Here is a 20,652-nt window from a genome sequence, read left to right on the forward strand (position 1 = left end):
GAAGTTCTGAAAGAGGCCTAGTCGTGCTCGGAAAGTAGTGTGAAAGCGAAACCAGAATTCTGCAGCACACTGGCCGAAGGATGCGAGCTCTCGCCATCAAATAGCTTGCCAATCGGCTTATTTTTCTGGCTCGCATCGTTGCCCACACTTCTGGAAGGAGCGATTAGTTGGGCCGCTTGGCTGGGTTTAAGTGGATATTTTAGGTTCTGGAAGCCTGTGCGGAACAACTGCTGAAGCTGGGTTTGCTGCTGGAGCGCCTCTATTTCGGATCGACTATTGGTGGCGACATCACCGAGGTCGATACCCAAGATCGCATCGGCAAAATCGTCTTCCTGCGTCTGGTCGAAGGCGATGCGTGCGGTCTTGGTGCGCTGATCGATATGCATCACACCTGTCAGATCGGATTTGCTACCGATCTTGATTACGACGAGGTCGCCATTTTTTGTCGGGTAGGCGCATTGCACGGTTATGTTGAAAGTACGAGGAGGCAGGGCCATCATTCCCACGCGTCCGATGTGATCGAGATATTGTTGCCGCAGATTGAGGGCGCTAACGTCCCTTAAAGTTTCCGCAATCTTTGCAGACCCGTCCGACGCCAAGTGATTTTTCGCGCGTTGGAGCGTAATTGTAGCTGGAAATCCGAAGTCCCATCTGATCTGATAACGCTTCTTCCCGCGTGTGATGATTGGCGTCGTCTTGTCTTCGCCAAAAAGTGGCTCCGTCATAGCGAGCGGTTCTAGGGTACCTCCGATAAGCAGTGCTGCGTGGAGGTTTTTGCCACGCAGCAGATCACATTCCGGCGAGGCAACGAAAAACACCCTGTTTGGGTCGCCTTTGAAAATGCTGGCCTTGCTGACCGATCCCTGGAGCCGGGACATGAGAATGTCACCAAATGTGAGTGGCCAGACCGAGCCATTGTCTCGCTTGCGCCGCTCGGGATTAGCGAAGACCGTCCGCTCGATGAGGCGGAAACTGTCCTTTCCCTTAGCGATCGTCAAAGGAGCCGGCTTGTCGCTTATTTTGTCTAGCGCCTCGGCTCCGGACAGGATTTCCTTGTCGGCTTCGATTTCATATTGAAGGACGCGGTCGAGAACGCTGACCATATAGCTTGATGGCAGCAGTCCTTCGGCTGATAAAAGCAGCGATTTGATATGATGCAGGTCGTCGATATCGATTCTTCGCAATTCTCGTCCCGCACGTTCGACCGCGTCAGATGCGCCGGTCTTCCACTTCTTAGTGAATTCCGCCAGCAAGAGACTATCTTCACGGTGCGTCGCCAAGGTTGCGATGATGCGCCGCATTCGAGCGCCCTTCTTGATTACCTTTTTCTGGATGCTGCGGAAACCGGATGCGTGGAGCTCGACCTCGTCGCGAAGCCCGGGTGCCTCTTCTGTGAGGCTGATCTGCGACATCAGAACAACTGCGGGGGGGGCGTCACGGCCGTCGATCACTTTTTTCAGGCCGGCTACAGTCGTTTGCCTGTCTTCGTCCGACTGGGCGGCACCAAGAAAAAGGTCGATGATGATGAGGTCCACCTGCTCGGCAGCTTTGACAAAGTCGCGTCCTGCTTTGGTGAACGCAATCCCGAGATCGGTCAGTATTTCTTCGATCTCACCGAGAGCTTTGATGTCTCGCAGGCTCTTCGCGACATAGTCGGCGAACAGGTCGCGAACCAGATCGTCAAGAACTCCACGGTGTTCCCACAGCGCTTGAATGAAGGCGTCATCACCGCGAAGATCGGCTCTCTCATCGGGGTCAAAGCCCGGGAAAACGGCTTCCAAGCGCTCGAGCGCGTCGCCAATGGCGTCGTCGAAAAAGATATCCCAGTCTACATCTGCAAGCTCGCTCGCGCGCGGTACTAGGTCATAGCCATCATCGACAATGAGCGCGGACTTTATGCCCGCCGCGGCGATGATTTCCTTGTCCGTCATTCATCGCTCCCGATGACGCGATAATCGAACGTGGTGTATCGTCCCTCGCTGTTTACAATTTCGGTGTCGATGACAAGCGCGCCGCCATTGTGCTCCGCTGCCTCGCGGGCAATGAACAGCCCGAGTCCGCGCCGTCGGCTCTTGTCCTTCAGCGAGAAAAACAGGTCGAAAACCCGCTCGGCGTATTCGGGCGATATACCGGGCCCATTATCGGTTACCCGTACCCGCGGTGGATTGTCCTCCACCGCTATCGTGAGCAGCGGCTTGAAGCCCAGTTTGCGTTCGCGCTCAATATCCATCCAGTAGACAGAATTGGAAACGAGGTTTTCAATAACCTGTGCGACCATGCCTTTGACGGCTTTCAGCGCAACCGGACGATCGGGGAAATGCGTTTCAAGTTTGACATGGTGTCGGTCGAACTGCGCTTCGTGGGCACTGAGGAGGTCGCGGACAAGCTCGTCAAGTTCGAACGCCTCCTTGCGTTGTCGGCCACTCACGCTGAGCGGGTCGAGAATACGAAGCCGCTTGCTTATCGCTTTCATCGACGCGCGCAGACTTTCCAACCTGCTTCGTACCTCTTCCGGTACGTTTTTACGCTGAAGCTTGTTTAGCGTGTCGAGCGCATCCTCGGCGGATCGAGCCAATTCGTGGGCAACGACCTCGACCATCAGACCTACGCCGGCCATCGCGACCATCTGATCGGTATCCTGCTCGAGCTCGAGAATCCGCTCCCGCGCTTCTGCGGCATACCGGGAAAATTCTTCACGCATCTCTTCAAACTCGGCGACGATCTCTCGCTGGTCTTCATCGGCCGATCGGGCGAGCGCGCGAATTGCTTTCTTCATCCGCTGTTCGAGGGCTTTCGTACGGGTCGGGTCCGTCGGCACTCTCGGCTTGTTTTTCTTGAAAGCGTTTTCGACGCGCTTCATTTCGTCGCGTAGCCTGTCGACAGCGAGCTGTATCGCCTCTTTGAGAACCGCTTCTTCTGGGGTGTGCCGCAAACCCTCTCGGTTGGTTTGGTCGATTAGATGCGGATTGCTGAAGCGGCCAATATCTACCTGTCCGACAAACTGAATCCGGTTGAGCGCATAGCCCTTTGCGCGCAGAGCTGTGCGATCGAGTTCGAGCCAGTCATCATCTTCGGTACCATAGGGATAGACCCTGAATCCGTCGCGATAGAGCCGCACTCCCATCCATTGGTCGAGCAATTTGCGCAAAGCCTGGTAATCGCCTGTACTCCGGCCCTTTCGCAGCGTTGCGCGATTGAACCAATAGAGTTCGAAATTGAAAGGTCCGACGTCAGTCAGTGCGGCTGCGTTTACATCACGCTTGTTTTCCCGGCTGCGTTTTTGACGCAGGCCGACCAGTGCGGCGAGCAAATCGTCGAATTTCAATGTCTCGATCTGGTGCTCGACGGGATGCTCGAACCCAAGATTGACGAGCTCCATTCGCAGCGTGAGTTCGGGAGAGCCGTCCCGGATCTTATACTCACCCTTGAGGGTCGCGTGGGCATGAGAAAGGAAATTTTTGTCAAGCCGGGCAAAATTGATGCGCTCGCCGTTCCAGAAAATGGCAATGCGGTGGCGTTTGGACTTTCCAATCGGGTTGGCAAGCAACGAAAAATCATCAACGGCAAGCCGTTCAACACGGTTGCGATCCCAATTGGCCTTTAGCCTGCGGACGCGAATGTCAGTCCCGCTGTAGTCCGGTTGCGGCTTCTCTCCGCCCACGCGCGGTTCGATCGTGACATCCTCGATCATCTTTTGCGGATCTTCGAAGTCGGTCCAATCGATGTCCAAGATGTTGAAGGTCTCGTCTTCTTCACGGGCGGTTCGAACTGTCAGCCGGTCGCCAAGACGCATTGCGGAGAGCCGGCCTATGCCTTTCTCGCCCAAATACGGAGCTTCGCTGACACCGTCTTCAAACGCAGTGTCGACTTCTTCTTTGCGCGATTTGGTTCCGAGAACCAGAAACACGGTTTCGAGCTGTTCCAAGGACATGCCCGACCCGGTGTCAGAAACCGTTACCTGGTTGAGCGCATCAATCTCTTCTAGCGCAGCATCGTATTCGTCGAGATCGTCGATATTCTCGAGAAATTCGATCGCCCTATCGTAAAGCTTGCCTGCATCGCTGAAGAGGCGGGCACGGGTTTCATCGAGCAGTTCGGCAAGCGCTTCCTCGAAATCGAACTCATCTTCCGCATGATTGCCATTGTCGGGCATATTTCGCAGGCGGTTCACGGTATGGCGCAACTCGAGATAGTCCCTGCGGGCGAGGACAACCTTGAATTTGATCGTGACGCCGTCCTTCGTCCCTGCGTCAACACCGTTCTTGATAAGCTCATAGAATGCGATCGCGTCGGAGCTGATGAGCTCTGAACCGAGCTCAAGAACGGTGCGGGCCGAAACCTTAAACATAACGGGCACATAGAACGGAAATGGTAAAATGACAGTATTCTAATTTTGGCATTTCAAGCATGCCCCCGGAACCAAGGAAAGTTGATTTGTCGACATCATAGATTGCAAACTTGAGCCTCGACATTTGTAGGCTTCGTCATTTGTGACAGACGAGACAGCCGCTGTCCTCGTCCGCAAGCATCTGTTCCAACGTCCTATCGGTGATCCGTGCTCTCAGCGGATTTGGCATTCTGCGAGCGAGCGCCTGTGCCTTGCGCTCTTCATGATTGCGCTCGATCTCGGCAACCCGCTCCGGCCGCGCCAGTTCTTCGAGACTTTCGTTCTGGGTCCAGGTGAACGGTGAACCGTGCTCGATGGCTGATTTCTCGTAACGCTTGGCTTCCTCGAAGGCGTCCGGGTGCTCGCGCATCAGCCGCACCCATTCGATCTTCTGCTGGTAAAAGCAGAATGTGCAACCGCTGCGAGAACGCCAGCGATAGTAATCCGGTAGGCCAAGCCCGGAGTTTTCCAGCAGGCCGATGACCGAAGCCTTGTCGAGGCCGGCCTCCCTCAATGGGAAATGGACGTGCATGTTGGGGTGGGTTGCGATCATTCCCGAGCGGCTCGGCTCGTCGGCCCGGATCGCGACATAGGAATGCACCTCCACGCCTGCGTCGAGATGCGGTTTGAGCCACTTCTGGAACGGCTGAATCTTGAGCTGCCGCGTGCACCAGCGGGTACGCGGGGAAGGCAGGAAGTGGCCGTATTCGGCTAGCCAAAAATCGAAATCCCGACCAGGATTGAGCATTTCAATGGTCTTGCCAAGGAAGCCCTCAAGGCGGCCGAGATAATCGTACACCTCGGGCAGCTCCTTGCCGGTGTCAGTGAAGAAATACCGCACATCGATGTCCGGACGGTGATCGCCCATCCAGACCGCGAGGGCAGCGCTGTCTCGTCCGCCGGACAGACCCAGGACATGCATCGCCTCGCCGGTCACGCTTCCTTCTCCGCGCTAATGGGCACAGTGACATCGCGCTCGCCGTCATCCTCGATATGACGCTGTGCGAGCTCCGCAATCACAGCGAGCACCATATCGGGCTCGAGCCGGGCGGTGTCGAGCGTCTTGCCAATCTCGTCGAGGAGTGGCCCGAGGCGCTTCTGCGCCTCGGTTGCAATCTGTGCTCTGCGGACGACGCTTCGTTCGGTCGACCCGACACCCGCCATCACCATCACCGCGGTCTGGGTCGGTTGCTGGTCGCTGTCGCCGAACAGTTCCACGCGGCGGAACCGGTAGGCGTATTCCGACAGCTGCATCGCCGCCCGACTCGGCTCGAGATCGTGCCACGTCGTCACCGGCTTACCCATCACGAGACCGCAAATTTCCGCCATGCTTTCCGTCGACCCATCGAACTCGGCCAGCCTCGTGATGAAGCCTCGAAGCTTGAGGTCGTCTCCCCCGTGACCCGCTATTCGCTTGGCTCGTTCCACCAACTCGGAGAGATTTCCTGCATCGCGGTGTTTCAGGCCCTCCAGCATCCGGGTTTTCAGATCCTCGATCATGTCTGGGTAAGCGTGATCGAGTTCGCTCAGGACCGTGCGCAGCGCAGGTGCGGTGCCTTCGCCTGAAGTCTCGAGCGCTTCGGGGATGTCGACGAAGAGGAGCTGGTAGGGATCGTCCGCATCTAGCAACAAGCGACGCACATCGATTGCTTGCTTGGAGAGCGTGGCTTGCGCCTTGCGCGACCAGTTGGGAAGGCTGTACGCAAACTGCACGAGCGCCTGTGCTATCTCGAGCGGCTCCTCCGACGGCGCCTCTTCGACGAATTCGCTCGCGACGGCTGCAAACTCCTTCAGCGCGACCGCATTCGCGGCATCGGTCGGAACCGATCTCAGCGCAATATGGTCGGGGTCCTGCAGCAGAAGATCCATGACCAGATCGGATATTGCCGGCTGGAAGGCCTCTTTCGCATAGATCGCAGTGCTGTGACGACGCGAGAAAAGATAGGTCACGAGCAATAGGGGCATCACGCCTTGCTGCACGCCGTAAGGCGGCTCGCCCCAAGCCCGGTAGATGTCGGCAACACCAACCTGCTCGCCGGCTTCGAGCAGGCCATCGGTTAGCGACCAGAGAGGGGCGAACGTGCTGGTTTCGCCGGGCGGAACGAAGTCCCACCGCTCGCCTTGCCGGACATAGAGACCCGCGCGTTCCAGAACGGTAACCGCTAGGCCCTTCTCGGCCGGATAGCCCTTGATCCCGAAGTGCTGCTCGCCGCGGCCCACTACAATAGCATGCAACAGGGCTCGCAACGCCGCATTGGAATTGCTCGAAGGCCGCCGACGATTGATGAGTTCGGAATGCACGATCGGAGCCTGCCGGAAAGTCCGCCGGGCGATATCGCTTGCTGCTTGCGACAGGCCATAGGAAAGCGACCGCAAATCGAGCGGCTTACCAGTGTCGAACCAGTGCGCGCGCTCGAAACCTTCTCTCAGGAGACCTTCCAGCTGCGCGGACAAATGGGCAATGCGGGCATCGATCTCGCGCCTGGCGGCTGCATCTCCGGCCAGTTCGGGGCTTTCGTTGCGCACGTCTCGCGCGGCTTCGAGCTCGATCGCTGTTTTGCGAATGTCCGCACTGTTCGATGCAAGACCAACAATTACGGGCAGACCGTGCCGATGCTCCGTGCGCGAGACTTCGATCAGACTCGCCTCCGCTTGGCCGGGATCGACGTCGATCCCAGGCAGAAGCAGCAGGAACTTGCCAGCAGCCCCGGCGCTAACCCGAACGTCTTTCGGACCAAGCCCTTGCGGCGCCAGTTCGCCGATTTGTGCGTCGAACCAGCGCGGCGTGCCATATTCGGCGTAATGCCGCTTGGCCAGAATCGGCTGCAGCGAGGCGAGATCGTTCAGCGACGCTATCTCGAGCCGCCCGCGTTCGGCGATGCGGGCCTCGATTTCGCCCTCAATGTCGAAATCGCTGCCGGCATAGATTGCATAGGCGCCGAGATGGCGACGGTAGACCAGCGCCGAAATCTTCACGAGATCGGCAAGCTGCTCTTCGACGTCCGCATCGGAATGACCGAGGCTTGCCGCAATCGTCCGGGATGAGGCTGCCAGACCCGATCCATTGCTGAACAGATCGATGACCGCCACGGTCTTCGCGATCTGCAAGCGCAGGTGGGTGCCGTCGCGGCCCGCCCTCGCTATCGCTTCTGCGGCCTGTGCCCAGCGATGGCCGTCGGGCGAAGCCATGATCGCGGGCTCCAGATTGACCTGCAGATAATCCCAAAGTTCTGCCGGTCCGAAGGTTTTTCCTGAGGCGAGCGTCGTGCGCTGAAGAAATTCGGTGAAGCCGCTGGGTTCCGCTGAGGCAAGAAAACCGAACAGGCTGCGTTCGTTCTGGCTGAAGCGCCGCCGGGTGATCGGTCCAAGCAGCGCTGCCGCCGCAGGGTTGAGAGGCCAGCAATCGTCGAGCCTCTCCGCAAGATCCTTGGGCACACCTGGTCGCCGTTCGGCAATCTCGCTGGCAACAATAGCGGCAATTGGATGCGACTGAGGGTGCGAACGCTCTGTCGTGACGGCACGCCCGATCAATTCGATCACCTCGTCGACCGCCGTAATGATCGGGACATCCGCAAAGCGGCCCTGAACCTTGCGCCATTCGTCCTGGACGCTCTGTCCGAGGCGATCGGCATAGCGCTCGAAAGCCTGGTGCAGCACGCCCACAACGATAAGTCTTCCCTCGCTGCGATTGGCCGCCTCTGCGAGATCCTGGAAGAAATGGATGTCGATGGCGTGATCGGCAGCACCTTCCAGATATTTGCCCAGTTCGTCGACAATGACGAGAACCCCGCCCTTGGGACGCGCTTCAACCTCGCGTTGCAGCCGCTCGACGATATCGCGCCCGTCAGCGGCTTCCATCCTGGACCGCTTGGTCCGAGCGTGGCCCGGGGCGCCAGCGATTGCTGATGCGAGCGCCTCGCGCAGGTCCCCCACCGGGTTGCCCCGCCGACCGCTCACGGGCACGCAGAGCCAGTCCTTGGGCGCACGCCCGAAAACGTCGGCCACTTCGGGCACATCGCCAAGCAGTTGCTTCGCTTCCCTGTAGGCGGGCCCGCGCCCGAGCGAATAGGAGGCAAGCGCAAGCGCGAGGCTCGACTTGCCGCCGCCGTAAGGGCCCGTCCAGGTGAACGCGCCCTGTCCGTTTGTCGCGAGGCGGAGCGTGGTGGTCAACGCATCGCGCGCTGATCCTTGAAGTACATAACCGGAGAGGGGATCGGCCTGGCCAAAATCGGCATCGATCCTGATCGATCTTTGGTAGCGCGGGGCGACCGAAACATGGTCTGAGAGATAGGCCTGCGTCATGCCGCGAGCGCCTTGGTGTGCGGATAGGCGCTGGCGATGAAGGAGGCCGGATCAGGCAGGCCTTCTCCCCGCCTGGCAATCGCGCGCACACCTGCGCTGTCGGTCCACAGAAAGGCGCCCTTGGCGACCCTTTCGATATCGACAAGCCGGTCGATCAGCGCATCCTCGTCTAGCTTGAAGATCCGCCCCGGCGATCCGGGCTCGTATACCAGCGTATCGATGGCGAGCGTTGCTTGCTCGGGCGCACGCCTCGCCCAGAAATCTGCAAGCGCAAAAAGGAAGATACCGTCGGGCAAGCCGGGCTTGGGCCCATGGCGGAAAGCGAACGATCGCGATGACACTTCGCGCATAAGGCCAAGTTCGCCAAGTACGGTTTCCACCTGATCGTCAACCGCGCCCGCGCCGACCTTGGCGACATAGGATCTGATAAAGCATTCCACGTCGCGCTTGATCGTTGTGGAGGAGGCCCGCGACCGGTCGAGTTGGGCACACAGCAGCCGGATCGGCTCGGCAATGCCGTCGCGGTCGAACCCATGTGCATTCAGATGGTTGAACGCATAATACCACGTCGTAGCGCGCTCGAAATTGCTGGCGATCTGCCAATGGAGCAGCCATGTGGTCGCGAGGCTTTCCATGAACGGATCGAGACCTGAATCGCGGTCAAAGATGAGATCGCCAAAGGGCGTTGCCTTCAAGGCACCGACACCCCTCTCCGGGTCTTCTTCAATGATTCGGCACGCGAGCGCCCAATGCTTGATCGCCGCAACCATATTCTTGCCGACCCCGAACCGGATGATCCCTTCGTCCTTGTCAAAGGTATTGGGGGCCGGAGCCTCCGCATCCTCGCAGACCGCATCGTAAGCCTTGCGTAGCCACAGCCGCCTCAGCGGAAAGGTTTCATGTCCCGCGAAGCGCGTCTTGACGCCGGGCTGTCCAAGGGGTCCTCTGAGCATGATTTGTTCCTACTGGGGATTTCCCCCAGTTGGCAACCTCGATGCGGGCCCTGCTTGGAAATTTACGCTTCAGGCCGCTGCTCGGTAGGCTTTCTCGTGCGCAGCCAAGAGCGCACTGACGGCACGGTCGATATCGGCCTCGGAAGTGGTTCGGCCAATCCCGATGCGAATGGACGACGAAGCCTCGTCAAAGGAAAGCCCTTGCGCCAACAGGACGTAAGACGGCTCGATGCTGCCTGAATTGCAGGCTGAGCCTGTTGATGCCGATAGTTCGCCGCGGGCATGCAAGAGGATGTCTTCCGCATTCACTCCCTCGGCCCTGAGGCTTGTGCAACCCGGGATGCGCTCGGCATGCGGATTGATAGTGAAAGGACATCCCTTCCTGGTGACCCGATCTTCGAAAAGTCTTTGTAATGATTGAATATGTGTGCGTGCCGACTGGCCGTGGCGCTCGTAAAGCCGCGCCGCCGCTGCAAGCCCGGCGCAAAGCGGAACCGGCACTGTACCGCTGCGTCCGAGAGGCTGCTGTCCACCGCCATCAAGCTGCGGAACGAGCCGTAACCGCGCGGCGCGCGACACGACAAGGCCGCCGATGCCTTTTGGACCGTAGAACTTGTGACCGGAGAAACTCAGCAGATCGGCACTGGTATGGTTGAAGTCGACATCGATCTTTCCGACGGTCTGCGCCGCATCTGTGTGAAACAGGACACCTTGGCGATGACAGATTTCGGCAATCTCGCGCACGGGTTGAATGACGCCGGTTTCGTTGTTGGCGTGCATGACCGATACGAGCGCCGTGTCGGGCCTCAGGGCCTGCGCGATGGCTTCTGCGCGAACGCGGCCATCTGCCCCCGGTTTGACTTCGGTGACCTCGATCCCGGTTTTCACGAGCGAACGGGCGGCCTCCAGCACGCATTTGTGCTCGATCGATGACACCACCAGATGGTTTCCGCGTCGTTCGGCTGAGCTCATAACACCTTTGATGGCGAGGTTGTTCGCCTCGGTTGCTCCGCTGGTGAAGAGGATTTCGTCCTCCCCGGCACCGAGCAGCGCCGCAAGCGCTTCGCGCGATCGTTCGACAATTTTCGAGGCTTCCAGGCCATGCGCATGATCCGAATGCGGATTGCCACAGTCATGGCTCATCGCGTCCGTCATCGCATCGATGACCGAGGGATCGACCGGAGTTGAGGCCATGAAATCGAGATAGGCGGGGCCGGGTCTGCGCAAGGAACAACCTTCATTGAAATCGGTGCACCGATAAGACCAAAACTGGCCAGGCAAAGCAACCGCGATCGCGCGGCGTTCGAGCTTGGACGGCGGCGACCTTCCGATTTGGCCTTTTCCTTTCTTTCTTATTCTTCGCTCTTCTACCCTCATTGCAGATCGCTATTGCCTGAGGGCAAAGTAATGTCTTTTTGATCTGCCTCGCGAACGCAGCCGATGGTCGGTTGCCGCATCCGAGGCAGTCCATGAGCGTCATCCCCCTTCGATCCGAAGTCTCATCGCGCGGCGCGCGCATGCTGCGCACTGCGCTTGGTGCCGACATCGCTCGCTGGCTCGACGAGCCCGATGTCATCGAAGTCATGCTCAACCCCGATGGGCGTCTCTGGGTCGACCGATTGGGCGAGGGTCTCGCGGCGACCGAATGTCTGATGAGTGCAGCCGATGGTGAGCGCATCATCCGGCTGGTCGCCCATCATGTCGGCGCCGAGGTTCATGCAAGCGCACCGCGTGTGTCCGCCGAGCTGCCGGAAGGCGGCGAGCGCTTCGAAGGCCTGCTGCCCCCGGTGGTTGCCGCCCCGAGCTTCGCCATCCGCAAACCAGCTATCGCGGTGTTCGCGCTGGCCGATTACGTGACGACCGGGATCATGAGCAAATGGCAGGCTGAAGCGCTTGCCGGTGCGGTCGCTGCGAGAAAGAACATTCTGGTCGTCGGCGGCACCTCGACCGGCAAGACGACGCTCACCAATGCGTTGCTCGCCGAGGTCGCATCCACGTCCGACCGTGTCGTCCTGATCGAGGATACGCTGGAGCTGCAATGCGCAGCGCCCAATCTGGTGTCGCTGCGGACCAAGGACGGCGTTGCGACCTTGTCCGATCTTGTCCGGTCCGCGCTGCGCCTGCGGCCCGATCGCATTCCCATTGGCGAGGTGCGCGGTGCAGAAGCACTTGATCTGCTGAAAGCGTGGGGCACCGGTCATCCAGGCGGGGTCGGCACGCTTCACGCTGGTTCGGCGCTTGGCACGCTGCGGCGGCTCGAACAGCTTATCCAGGAAAGTGTGGTCACCGTGCCGCGCGCGCTGATCGCCGAAACCATCGATATCATCGCCGTGCTTGTGCGCGACGGCACCGGGCGGCGCCTTGCCGAACTCGCCGAGGTGCGCGGGCTCGATGCCGCAGGCGAATACGTCCTCGCACCCCTTCCATCCACAGCAGGAGACCATTCGTGACCCATATCTTGCCGCACCCGCACCCGCGCCTGTCAGCTTTGATCGTTGCCAGCCTCTTTGCGCTGGCATTTGCGGCGCCCGCCCACGCCGCTGGCTCTTCGATGCCGTGGGAAGCGCCGCTCCAGGCGATCCTCGAATCAATCCAGGGCCCGGTCGCCAAGATCGTCGCGGTGATCATCATCATCGCCACCGGGCTGGCGCTTGCTTTCGGGGATACATCGGGCGGTTTCCGGCGCCTGATCCAGATCGTCTTCGGGCTTTCGATCGCCTTTGCCGCGTCCTCCTTCTTCCTTTCGTTTTTCTCCTTCGGCGGCGGAGCGCTGGTCTGATGGATAGCAGCGAAGCTTCTCTGCCGAACGGCTTTGCGGTCCCTGTTCACCGGGCCCTGACCGAGCATATCCTGCTCGGCGGTGCGCCGCGCGGACTTGCTATCGCCAATGCGACATTGGCGGGCGCAATCGGACTGGGTCTGCAGCTGTGGATCGCAGGCGCCGCGTTTTTCGCGCTCGGCCACATGGTCGCGGTCTGGGCCGCCCGGCACGATCCGCAATTCGTCGATGTCGCACGGCGGCATCTGCGGTTCCCCGCGCATCTGCAGGTCTGAGCCATGCTGAGCTTGCGCGAATATCGAAACAAGGCCGACCGGCTTGCGGACTTCCTGCCATGGGCGGCGCTCGTCGCACCCGGCGTCGTGCTCAACAAGGACGGCAGCTTCCAGCGGACGGCCCGCTTTCGCGGGCCGGATCTCGACAGCGCGACCCCTGCCGAACTGGTTTCAACGACGGCGCGGTTGAACAGCGCGCTACGCCGGCTCGGTTCGGGCTGGTCGATCTTCGTCGAGGCTGTGCGTCGTCCGGCACTGGATTATCCCGCCTGCGCCTTTCCCGATCCGGCCTCGGCACTGGTCGAACGAGAGCGCGCCGCGCAGTTCGCAGAAGAAGGCGCGCATTTCGAGAGCCGCTATTTTCTGACCTTCTTATGGATGCCGCCTGCCGAGGATGCCGCGCGGGCTGAAAGCTGGCTCTACGAAGGCAAAGCCGAGAAAGGCGTGGATCCGCGCGAGCTTCTCGAGGGCTTCGCCGATCGGACCGACCGGCTGCTGCGCCTGTTCGAAGGGTTCTTTCCCGAGGTCCAATGGCTCGATGATGGCGAGACCCTGAGCTATCTTCACAGCTGCATCTCGACGCGACTGCACGATGTACGCGTTCCCGAAACCCCGATGCATCTCGATGCGCTGCTTGCCGACGAGCCGCTGACCGGCGGTCTCGAACCGCGCCTGGGTGCGGCCCATCTGCGGACACTGACCGTGATCGGCTTTCCGAGCGCGACATTCCCCGGGCTGCTCGATGAACTCAATGCGCAGGGCTTCGCCTATCGCTGGGCGACGCGGGCGATCATGCTCGACAAGAGCGACGCGACGAAGCTGCTTTCGAAAATCCGCCGCCAGTGGTTCGCCAAGCGCAAATCGGTCGCCGCGATCCTCAAGGAAGTGATGACCAACGAGGCTTCGGTGCTGGTCGACAGCGATGCAGCCAACAAGGCCGAGGATGCCGATGCCGCTCTACAGGAGCTGGGCGCCGACCATGTCGGGCTCGCGCTGGTCACCGCGACCGTTACGGTGTGGGCCGAGGAACCGGCGCTTGCCGCCGAGAAGCTGCGGCTGGTCGAGAAGGTCATCCAGGGCCGCGACTTTACCTGTGTGACCGAAGGCATGAATGCGATCGAGGCCTGGCTCGGATCGCTGCCCGGCCATGTCTACGCCAATGTTCGCCAGCCCCCGATCTCGACGCTGAACCTTGCGCATATGATGCCGCTTTCGGCTGTCTGGGCCGGACCGGAACACGATGCGCATTTTGACGCGCCGCCGCTGCTTTACGCCAAGACCGAAGGCTCGACCCCCTTCCGGTTTTCGCTTCATGTCGGCGATGTCGGACATGGCCTCGTCGTCGGTCCGACCGGGGCGGGCAAATCGGTCTTGCTGGCGATGATGGCGATGCAGTTTCGCCGCTATGCCGGGTCGCAAATTTTCGCTTTCGATTTCGGCGGCTCGATCCGTGCGGCGGCGCTCGCCTGCGGCGGCGATTGGCAGGATCTGGGATCGAGTCTTTCCGAGGACAGCGACGAGGCAGTCCTGCTGCAACCGCTGGCGCGGATCGATGAGCCGGCACAGCGCAACTGGGCCTCGGAATGGCTCCAGGCGATCCTCACTGCGTAAGCGTGGTGTGAAGGCCGCCTTGCATGATGGCGTTGGGATAGGCTGATTACCGCTCTCTTGTGGAGCGGTGCCGATGGACGATATCGACGATGACGGAACGAGCAGTCATACGACTGGTCATATGAGCACTCGTATGACTGGTCGCGTCGAGATCGTAGGGCGCGTGTCGGGCCGTCGGCGCTGGACGGTGGAGCAGAAGCTGGCGATTTTGCGGGACGCCTTCGGACCGGATGGCTCGGTTCGGTCGGCCTGTGAACGGCATGAAGTCGGCAGCGGGCAACTCTACACCTGGCGGCGCCTGGCGATGTCTGGTGAGTTGACGGGAACGAGGCGGACGGCATTGCCGGCTTTTGCCGAGGTTGAGATATCGGAGCCCTTGCTTCCGGCTGTTTCATCTCCCGCCCGAGCGGGTGGCGAGATCGGGATCGAACTGCCTTCGGGCGTGAAGCTGACGGTGGACACTGCAGTCGATGCCGATGCGCTGGCGCGGGTGATCAGCGTGCTGTCTCAATGATCCCGTTGCCTCCTTCGACACGCATTTATCTTGCCTGCGGTGTGACCGACATGCGTAAGGGCTTTAACGGTCTGGCAGTATTGGCGCAGCAAGTGCTGCACGAGAACCCGCATTGCGGGGCGCTGTTCGCCTTTCGGGGCAAGCGCGGTGATCTGGTCAAGCTGCTGTGGTACGATGGTCAGGGCATGTGCCTGTTTTCGAAGCGTATGGATCGTGGGCGTTTCGTGTGGCCGGTGACGAAGACAGGCAAGGTCAGTCTCACCTCGGCGCAGCTTTCGATGCTTCTGGAAGGCATCGACTGGCGTCGGCCCGAGCGGACGACTGTGCCTCTTCTGGCGGGATAAAAGCTCACGGATTCCGTTGGTTTTTCTGGCATTGGACCACCCGATTCGCTAAAGGATCACGGTGTCGGATCAAGCCTCCTCCCCCATCGACAAGGATGCCCGGATCGCCGAGCTGGAAGCGGCTCTGGCGGCCCGCGATACGCTGATCGAGACGCTGCGTTTTCAGCTCGCCCAGCTTAAGCGGATGACATTCGGCCAGTCGTCGGAGAAGCTCAGCCGCCAGATCGAGCAACTCGAACTGGCGCTTGAGGAACTGGAAGGCGAAGCCGCTGTTGCTGATGTTGCCGCAACGGCATCGGCAACCGGCAACCAGCGCGCGACACCGATCCGTCAGTTCCCCGGTCATCTTCACCGCAGCGAGCGCCGGATCGAACCGGAAGCGGGAAGCTGCGCCTGCCCCGATTGCGGCGGCGCCCTGCGCCCGCTGGGCGAGGACAGCGACGAGATGCTCGACGTGGCGCCGGTGAAGTGGCGCGTCATCCGCACCGTGCGGCCCAAGTATTCCTGCCGGTCCTGCGAGAAGATCGTCCAGGCGTCCGCCCCGGTAAAAGCGGTCGCGCGCGGCAAGGCCAGCTTCGCGACGCTCGCCCATGTGGTCGTGAACAAGTTCGACCATCACCTGCCGCTCTATCGCCAGGCCGAGATGATGGCGGCGCAAGGGGTCAGTATCGACCGCTCGACCCTGGCCGGTTGGGCAGGACAGGCAGCCGCGCTGCTCGATCCCATTGTTGCCCGCATTCGTGAACAGGGCCTCAAGGCCGGCAAGCTACACACCGACGATACGCCCGTGCCGATGCTGGTGCCGGGCAAGGGCAAGACCGCGCAGGCAAGGCTGTGGACCTATGTCATCGATGATCGCGCATCGGGTGCCACTGGTCCGGCTCTGGTCTGGTACCGGTTCACGTCCGATCGCAGCGGCATCCATCCGCAGACCGAGCTCAAGCACTTTGCCGGTCTTCTTCAGGCCGACGCCTATGCCGGTTACGACAAGCTCTATGCGGGCGGTCGGATCAGGGAAGTCGCCTGCTGGGCGCATTTCCGGCGCAAGATATTCGAGAACCACCAGACCAGCCCGACGCCGCTGACCACGGATCTGCTGGAACGGATCGCCAGGCTTTACCGGATCGAGGAAGAGATACGCGGTAGGCCGCCCGACGTCCGCCGGCGATGTCGCCAGGAACGAAGCAAGCCGCAGATCGAGAGCCTGCGCGTAGCCATCCATGATGCCCTGCACCGCCTGTCGCCCAAGTCGGCGATGGCCAAGGCGCTCGCCTATGGCCGCAAGCGCTGGACGGCGCTCACCCTCTTCCTCGACGAGGGCGGTGCCGAGATCGACAACAACATCGCCGAACGGGCCATGCGTTCAATCGCCATTGGTCGGAAGAACTGGCTGTTCGCCGGTTCGAAGGCGGGCGGCGAACGGGCGGCCGCGATCTATTCCGTCATCGAGACCGCCAAGCTCAATGGTCTGGAGTCGCAAGCCTACATCGCCGATGTGATCGAGAAGATCGCCAGCGGATGGCCGGCCTCGCGCTGGGACGAACTCATGCCATGGAACTGGACAGCCGAAGTCACGCCAGTCAGCATGGCGGCATGAGCGAGACCATTGCCCGCCTGCATATCGCGCTTGCCGATACCGATCCCTCGATCTGGCGGCGGGTCGATGTTCCGGTCGATGCCAACCTCAAGATGCTCCACGATGTCATCCAGGGCGCAATGGGCTGGCTCGACTATCATCTCTGGGAGTTCGAGGCAGGCGACAGGCGCTACGGCGTGACCGATCCCGACTGGCCCGACGATCGCCTGTTCGCGGCCAAAAACACCAGACTCAAGGCGCTGCTCGACCGCGATGTCCGTCAGTTCCTCTACACTTACGACATGGGCGACAGCTGGGAGCACATCGTCACCGTCGAAGCGGTCAGGGATGGCGAAGCAGGAACCAAATATCCGCGATATATTGAGGGCGAACACCGCGCTCCGCCCGAAGACTGCGGCGGCACGCCCGGCTTCGAAGCCTTCCTTGAAGCCGTCACCGATCCCAAGCACCCCGAGCACAAGGATGCCACCGAGTGGCACCAGGGCTGCTACGGCAAAGCCTTCAATCCTGACGAGATAGACGAACGCGACGCAAAGCTCAGGATCGGCGCCATCGCCAAACGACGCGCCGCCGGAAAAGCCGCTCAAGCAAGAAAATCACGCTGACAACGCGGCCTCCACGCCACGCTTACCTCACTGCGGAGGGCGTCGCAATTGATCCGGAAACCAAGGATTACCTGTGGTCGGCGCTGAGCTCGCTGGCGAGCGCGCCGGTCGCTGAGCGCACACTCACCGGGCTCGCTGTCCTTTTGCAATCGCAGGCATTGAAGCAGGCGCTTGCTCCCTACTGCGTCGGCGGGCCGTTCGGACGGCTCCTCGATGCCGAAAGCGAACGGCTGGGCGAAGCGAGTTTCCAGGCGTTCGAGACCGAAGGGCTGACCGGATCGGCGGCTGCGCCCGCCGTACTGTCCTATCTGTTCCACAGGATCGAAGGGCGCCTCGACGGCTCGCCGACGCTCATCATTATCGATGAAGGCTGGCTGGTGCTCGACGCTCCGGCCTTTGCCGCGCAATTGCGCGAATGGCTCAAGACCCTGCGCAAGAAGAATGCGAGCGTCGTTTTCGCCACCCAAAGCCTTGCCGATATCGAGACCTCGGCGATCGCGCCCGCGATTATCGAAAGCTGCCCGACGCGAATCTTCCTGCCCAACGACCGGGCGGTCGAACCCCAGATTTTGGGTATCTATCGCCGCTTCGGACTGAACGACCGCCAGATTGAAATCCTCAGCCGGGCAACGGCCAAGCGCGATTATTACTGTCAGTCCTCTCGCGGTAATCGCCTCTTCGAACTCGGCCTTGGCGAAGTGGCGCTCGCCTTTGCCGCCGCCTCTTCCAAGAGTGACCAGCTCGCCATGTCCCGTATCATCGAAGAGCATGGCCGGAGCGGCTTTGCCGCCCACTGGCTGAGGTATCGCGGCCTCCACTGGGCCGCCGAATTGCTCGGCAGCGATGCGCACTCTTCCGACCCCCCAAACCCACCAGAAGGAGACCTGAAGTGACCTCTCGAAAAATCTTCCGCAGCATGGCCATGGGCATTGCGCTCGCCTTGGCGAGTACGAGCGCCTTGGTATCAACGCCTGCACACGCCCAGTTCGGCGGGATCGTTTACGATCCGTCCAATTACGCGCAGAACGTGCTGACTGCCGCGCGCACGCTTGAGCAGATCAACAACCAGATCCGCATGCTGCAGAACCAGGCGACGTCGCTCATCAACGAGGCGAAGAACCTTCAGAGCCTGCCGCTGACGATCGTGCAGCCCCTGCAGGACCAGATCCGGCAGACCCAACAACTGCTGAACGAAGCCCAGCGCATCGCCTACGATGTCCGCACCATCGAGGGCGCTTTCGAACAGCATTACAAGAACGTTCCCCTCGGTGCCTCGCAGCGGGCGATGGTCGACGGCGCCGAGGCGCGCTGGCAAAACAGCGTGGCGGCCTTCGAAGATGCCCTCAAGGTCCAGGCGGGCACGGTTGCCAATATCGAAGGTTCGCGCGAAGCGCTCGGCAGCCTCGCTTCCGCAAGCCAGTCCGCCACGGGCGCCTTGCAGGCAGCACAGGCTGGCAACCAGCTGCTGGCATTGCAGGCCCGCCAGCTGGCCGACCTGACCGCCACGATCGCCGCTACTGGCAGGGCGCAGGCGCTCGATGCCGCCGAACGCGCGGCGGCCAAGGCACAGGCGCGCGAGCAGCTGAGGCGGTTTCTCGCTATTCGTCCGCGCTATCTGCCCGGCGGATCGGACTGATCCGCGATGGACACCAAGCTCCTCGCGCGCATCGGTGCCGCTGTGTTCGTCGGTCTCGCCATCGCGACCACGATCGTACAGCTGCGCGAGGAGCCCGCGCCGGTGCGGCAAGCTGACCGGCGCATATGGGTGCCCGACGGTGATCCGCTGCCAGCACAGCTGAGGGCTTGCGCTCAAATGGGCGAACTGGCGCTGTCCTCGCCCGATTGCCTCGCGGCCTGGGCCGAAAAACGCCGCCGCTTCTTCGGCGTCGATCACCCCGAGGCTTATTCCGGGATCGGCGACAGGGCGCTGCCTGAGTCCTTTTCCCGCGAAGCGAGAGGAGAGAACTGACATGGGCGGCACCGGTGTTGTCGATCGCTTCCTCGCGATCTTCTCGCAATATATCGACAGCGGCTTCGGGCTGCTTTCTGGCGAGGTCGCCTTCATCGCGACCACGCTGATCGTGATCGACGTAACGTTGGCGGCCCTGTTCTGGAGCTGGGGCGCGAACGACGACATCATCGCCCGGCTCGTCAAGAAGACGCTCTTCGTCGGCATCTTTGCCTACATCATCGGCAACTGGAGCGCGCTCGCCAATATCGTGTTCAACAGCTTTGCCGGGCTAGGCCTGAAGGCGAGCGGCTCGGGGCTCGGCGCAGCCGACCTGTTGCAGCCGGGAAGGGTGGCGCAGGTTGGCATCGATGCCGCTTGGCCGCTCCTCGAATCGATTGCCGATCTGATGGGCTATGTCGGCTTCTTCGAGAATTTTCTGCAGATCATCATTCTTCTGGTCGCCTGGGCGATCGTCATCATCGCCTTCTTCATTCTCTCCATCCAGCTGTTCGTCACCCTGATCGAGTTCAAACTGACGACCTTGGCGGGTTTCGTCCTCATTCCCTTTGGCCTGTTCGGCAAGACCGCATTCCTCGCCGAACGCGTGCTCGGCAATGTGGTCTCGTCGGGAATCAAGGTGCTCGTTCTCGCCGTCATCATCGGCATCGGTTCCACGCTCTTCGCCGAATTCACCGGCGCCATCCCCGGCGAGCCGACCATCGAGGATGCGCTGGCCATCGTGCTCGCCAGCCTCACACTGCTCGGTCTCGGCATTTTCGGCCCGGGGATCGCCAATGGCATTGTCGCGGGCGGTCCGCAGCTCGGTGCAGGCGCTGCCGCGGGCACCGCGCTTCTGGCAGGCGGCGCTGCGGTCGGCGGCGTTGCCGGTGCCAAGCTTGCGGGCGGCGCGGTCGCCAGTGCTGCCTCTTCCGTCGCGCGAGGCACCTCGCGCGCCGCAGGAGGTGCGACCATGGCCTATGCGACCGGTTCGGCGGGCAAGAGCGGCGGCGCCGCGGTTGCAGGCGGCATGGCGGGTGTTGGCCGCGCAGCAGGCGGTGCCGTCATGTCTCCGCTACGTAAAGCGGCAGACAGCGCCAGGAGCAATTTCCGCGACGGGGCGCGTGCGTCGGTCGGGAACATGGGTGGCCGCATCGTGCCCGCTCACGGTGCTTCGTCACCGGATCCGGAACAGACGAACGGCCCGCCGGCCTGGGCGCGGTCCATGAAGCACAGACAGAGCCTGGGGCATTCGGCCTCACTTGCCGCGCACACCGTGCGCTCCGGTGATGGCCATGGTGCAGGCGCTTCCATCGACACCAAAGAGAAGGATTAGC

17 protein-coding genes and 1 pseudogene are annotated in these 20,652 nt (G+C 61.3%); 12 read left to right on the top strand and 6 right to left on the bottom strand.

Annotated elements, in window-relative coordinates:
• Positions 1–17 precede the first annotated feature (17 nt).
• From AB433_RS17385 to AB433_RS17410, 6 genes are all read right to left on the bottom strand, one after another.
• Positions 18–1,931: a hypothetical protein gene (locus AB433_RS17385; RefSeq protein ID WP_047822824.1), complete on the bottom strand. Its 1,914-nt coding sequence runs from the start codon at positions 1,929–1,931 to the stop codon at positions 18–20.
• The gene (locus AB433_RS17390; protein ID WP_047822826.1) at positions 1,928–4,348 is read right to left on the bottom strand and encodes a sensor histidine kinase; all 2,421 of its coding nucleotides are present in this window, start codon (positions 4,346–4,348) and stop codon (positions 1,928–1,930) included. The genes AB433_RS17385 and AB433_RS17390 overlap by 4 nt, the downstream gene beginning before the upstream one ends.
• Positions 4,349–4,484: 136 nt before the next feature.
• On the bottom strand, positions 4,485–5,324 hold the full coding sequence (locus tag AB433_RS17395; RefSeq protein ID WP_082134996.1) for a phosphoadenosine phosphosulfate reductase domain-containing protein: 840 nt from the start codon (positions 5,322–5,324) through the stop codon (positions 4,485–4,487).
• Positions 5,321–8,689: a hypothetical protein gene (locus AB433_RS17400; RefSeq protein WP_053059241.1), complete on the bottom strand. Its 3,369-nt coding sequence runs from the start codon at positions 8,687–8,689 to the stop codon at positions 5,321–5,323. The genes AB433_RS17395 and AB433_RS17400 overlap by 4 nt, the downstream gene beginning before the upstream one ends.
• Positions 8,686–9,642: a DUF4007 family protein gene (locus AB433_RS17405; protein ID WP_047822828.1), complete on the bottom strand. Its 957-nt coding sequence runs from the start codon at positions 9,640–9,642 to the stop codon at positions 8,686–8,688. Before AB433_RS17405 ends, AB433_RS17400 begins: the two co-directional genes overlap by 4 nt.
• A gap of 69 nt (positions 9,643–9,711) precedes the next feature.
• Positions 9,712–11,019 carry a cysteine desulfurase family protein gene (locus tag AB433_RS17410; protein WP_082134997.1) on the bottom strand — a complete coding sequence of 436 codons (1,308 nt, stop codon included), beginning with the start codon at positions 11,017–11,019 and terminating at the stop codon, positions 9,712–9,714.
• Between the two features lie 92 nt (positions 11,020–11,111).
• On the opposite strand from AB433_RS17410, the gene trbB reads away from it, so the two are divergent.
• The 12 genes and pseudogenes from trbB (at position 11,112) to trbL (ending at position 20,651) form a co-directional block, all read left to right on the top strand.
• Positions 11,112–12,092 (top strand): P-type conjugative transfer ATPase TrbB, encoded by a 981-nt coding sequence (gene trbB, locus AB433_RS17415; protein WP_047822830.1) that lies wholly within the window; start codon positions 11,112–11,114, stop codon positions 12,090–12,092.
• Complete coding sequence (locus AB433_RS17420) at positions 12,089–12,421, top strand: TrbC/VirB2 family type IV secretion system protein (RefSeq protein ID WP_047822832.1); 333 nt, start codon at positions 12,089–12,091, stop codon at positions 12,419–12,421. Before trbB ends, AB433_RS17420 begins: the two co-directional genes overlap by 4 nt.
• Positions 12,421–12,696: a VirB3 family type IV secretion system protein gene (locus AB433_RS17425; protein WP_047822834.1), complete on the top strand. Its 276-nt coding sequence runs from the start codon at positions 12,421–12,423 to the stop codon at positions 12,694–12,696. The genes AB433_RS17420 and AB433_RS17425 overlap by 1 nt, the downstream gene beginning before the upstream one ends.
• A 3-nt stretch (positions 12,697–12,699) precedes the next feature.
• Positions 12,700–14,307, top strand: coding sequence for a VirB4 family type IV secretion/conjugal transfer ATPase (locus AB433_RS17430; RefSeq protein ID WP_047824422.1), 1,608 nt, complete (start codon positions 12,700–12,702; stop codon positions 14,305–14,307).
• A gap of 73 nt (positions 14,308–14,380) precedes the next feature.
• Positions 14,381–14,821, top strand: coding sequence for an IS66-like element accessory protein TnpA (tnpA, locus tag AB433_RS17435; RefSeq protein ID WP_223308190.1), 441 nt, complete (start codon positions 14,381–14,383; stop codon positions 14,819–14,821).
• Positions 14,818–15,165, top strand: a complete 348-nt coding sequence (tnpB, locus tag AB433_RS17440) for an IS66 family insertion sequence element accessory protein TnpB (protein ID WP_007015837.1) — start codon at positions 14,818–14,820, stop codon at positions 15,163–15,165. Before tnpA ends, tnpB begins: the two co-directional genes overlap by 4 nt.
• A gap of 61 nt (positions 15,166–15,226) precedes the next feature.
• The gene (gene tnpC, locus AB433_RS17445) at positions 15,227–16,762 is read left to right on the top strand and encodes an IS66 family transposase (RefSeq protein ID WP_038575320.1); all 1,536 of its coding nucleotides are present in this window, start codon (positions 15,227–15,229) and stop codon (positions 16,760–16,762) included.
• The gene (locus tag AB433_RS17450; RefSeq protein WP_037487460.1) at positions 16,759–17,367 is read left to right on the top strand and encodes a plasmid pRiA4b ORF-3 family protein; all 609 of its coding nucleotides are present in this window, start codon (positions 16,759–16,761) and stop codon (positions 17,365–17,367) included. The genes tnpC and AB433_RS17450 overlap by 4 nt, the downstream gene beginning before the upstream one ends.
• A gap of 20 nt (positions 17,368–17,387) precedes the next feature.
• Positions 17,388–18,260, top strand: a pseudogene (locus AB433_RS17455) (TraG/VirB4 family ATPase); the annotation flags it as partial.
• A gap of 23 nt (positions 18,261–18,283) precedes the next feature.
• Entirely contained in the window at positions 18,284–19,003 is a 720-nt protein-coding gene (gene trbJ / locus AB433_RS17460) for a P-type conjugative transfer protein TrbJ (protein WP_156170926.1), read from the top strand.
• 6 nt (positions 19,004–19,009) lie between these two features.
• Entirely contained in the window at positions 19,010–19,336 is a 327-nt protein-coding gene (gene trbK-alt / locus AB433_RS17465) for a putative entry exclusion protein TrbK-alt (protein ID WP_047822844.1), read from the top strand.
• A 1-nt stretch (position 19,337) separates the two neighbouring features.
• On the top strand, positions 19,338–20,651 hold the full coding sequence (gene trbL / locus AB433_RS17470; protein WP_047822846.1) for a P-type conjugative transfer protein TrbL: 1,314 nt from the start codon (positions 19,338–19,340) through the stop codon (positions 20,649–20,651).
• Position 20,652: the final 1 nt, after the last annotated feature.

The sequence above is a fragment of the Croceicoccus naphthovorans genome (assembly GCF_001028705.1).
Taxonomy (GTDB): Bacteria; Pseudomonadota; Alphaproteobacteria; order Sphingomonadales; family Sphingomonadaceae; genus Croceicoccus; species Croceicoccus naphthovorans.

Bases quoted from the DNA above. Each gene is read 5' to 3' on its own strand.
- AB433_RS17450 (WP_037487460.1), top strand. From the start codon at position 16,759: ATGAGCGAGACCATTGCCCGCCTGCATATCGCGCTTGCCGATACCGAT.
- AB433_RS17385 (WP_047822824.1), bottom strand. From the start codon at position 1,931: ATGACGGACAAGGAAATCATCGCCGCGGCGGGCATAAAGTCCGCGCTC.
- AB433_RS17400 (WP_053059241.1), bottom strand. From the start codon at position 8,689: ATGACGCAGGCCTATCTCTCAGACCATGTTTCGGTCGCCCCGCGCTAC.
- trbJ (WP_156170926.1), top strand. From the start codon at position 18,284: ATGGCCATGGGCATTGCGCTCGCCTTGGCGAGTACGAGCGCCTTGGTA.
- AB433_RS17410 (WP_082134997.1), bottom strand. From the start codon at position 11,019: ATGAGGGTAGAAGAGCGAAGAATAAGAAAGAAAGGAAAAGGCCAAATC.
- trbK-alt (WP_047822844.1), top strand. From the start codon at position 19,010: ATGGACACCAAGCTCCTCGCGCGCATCGGTGCCGCTGTGTTCGTCGGT.
- tnpA (WP_223308190.1), top strand. From the start codon at position 14,381: ATGGACGATATCGACGATGACGGAACGAGCAGTCATACGACTGGTCAT.
- AB433_RS17390 (WP_047822826.1), bottom strand. From the start codon at position 4,348: ATGTTTAAGGTTTCGGCCCGCACCGTTCTTGAGCTCGGTTCAGAGCTC.
- AB433_RS17405 (WP_047822828.1), bottom strand. From the start codon at position 9,642: ATGCTCAGAGGACCCCTTGGACAGCCCGGCGTCAAGACGCGCTTCGCG.
- tnpB (WP_007015837.1), top strand. From the start codon at position 14,818: ATGATCCCGTTGCCTCCTTCGACACGCATTTATCTTGCCTGCGGTGTG.
- AB433_RS17425 (WP_047822834.1), top strand. From the start codon at position 12,421: ATGGATAGCAGCGAAGCTTCTCTGCCGAACGGCTTTGCGGTCCCTGTT.
- trbB (WP_047822830.1), top strand. From the start codon at position 11,112: ATGAGCGTCATCCCCCTTCGATCCGAAGTCTCATCGCGCGGCGCGCGC.
- AB433_RS17430 (WP_047824422.1), top strand. From the start codon at position 12,700: ATGCTGAGCTTGCGCGAATATCGAAACAAGGCCGACCGGCTTGCGGAC.
- trbL (WP_047822846.1), top strand. From the start codon at position 19,338: ATGGGCGGCACCGGTGTTGTCGATCGCTTCCTCGCGATCTTCTCGCAA.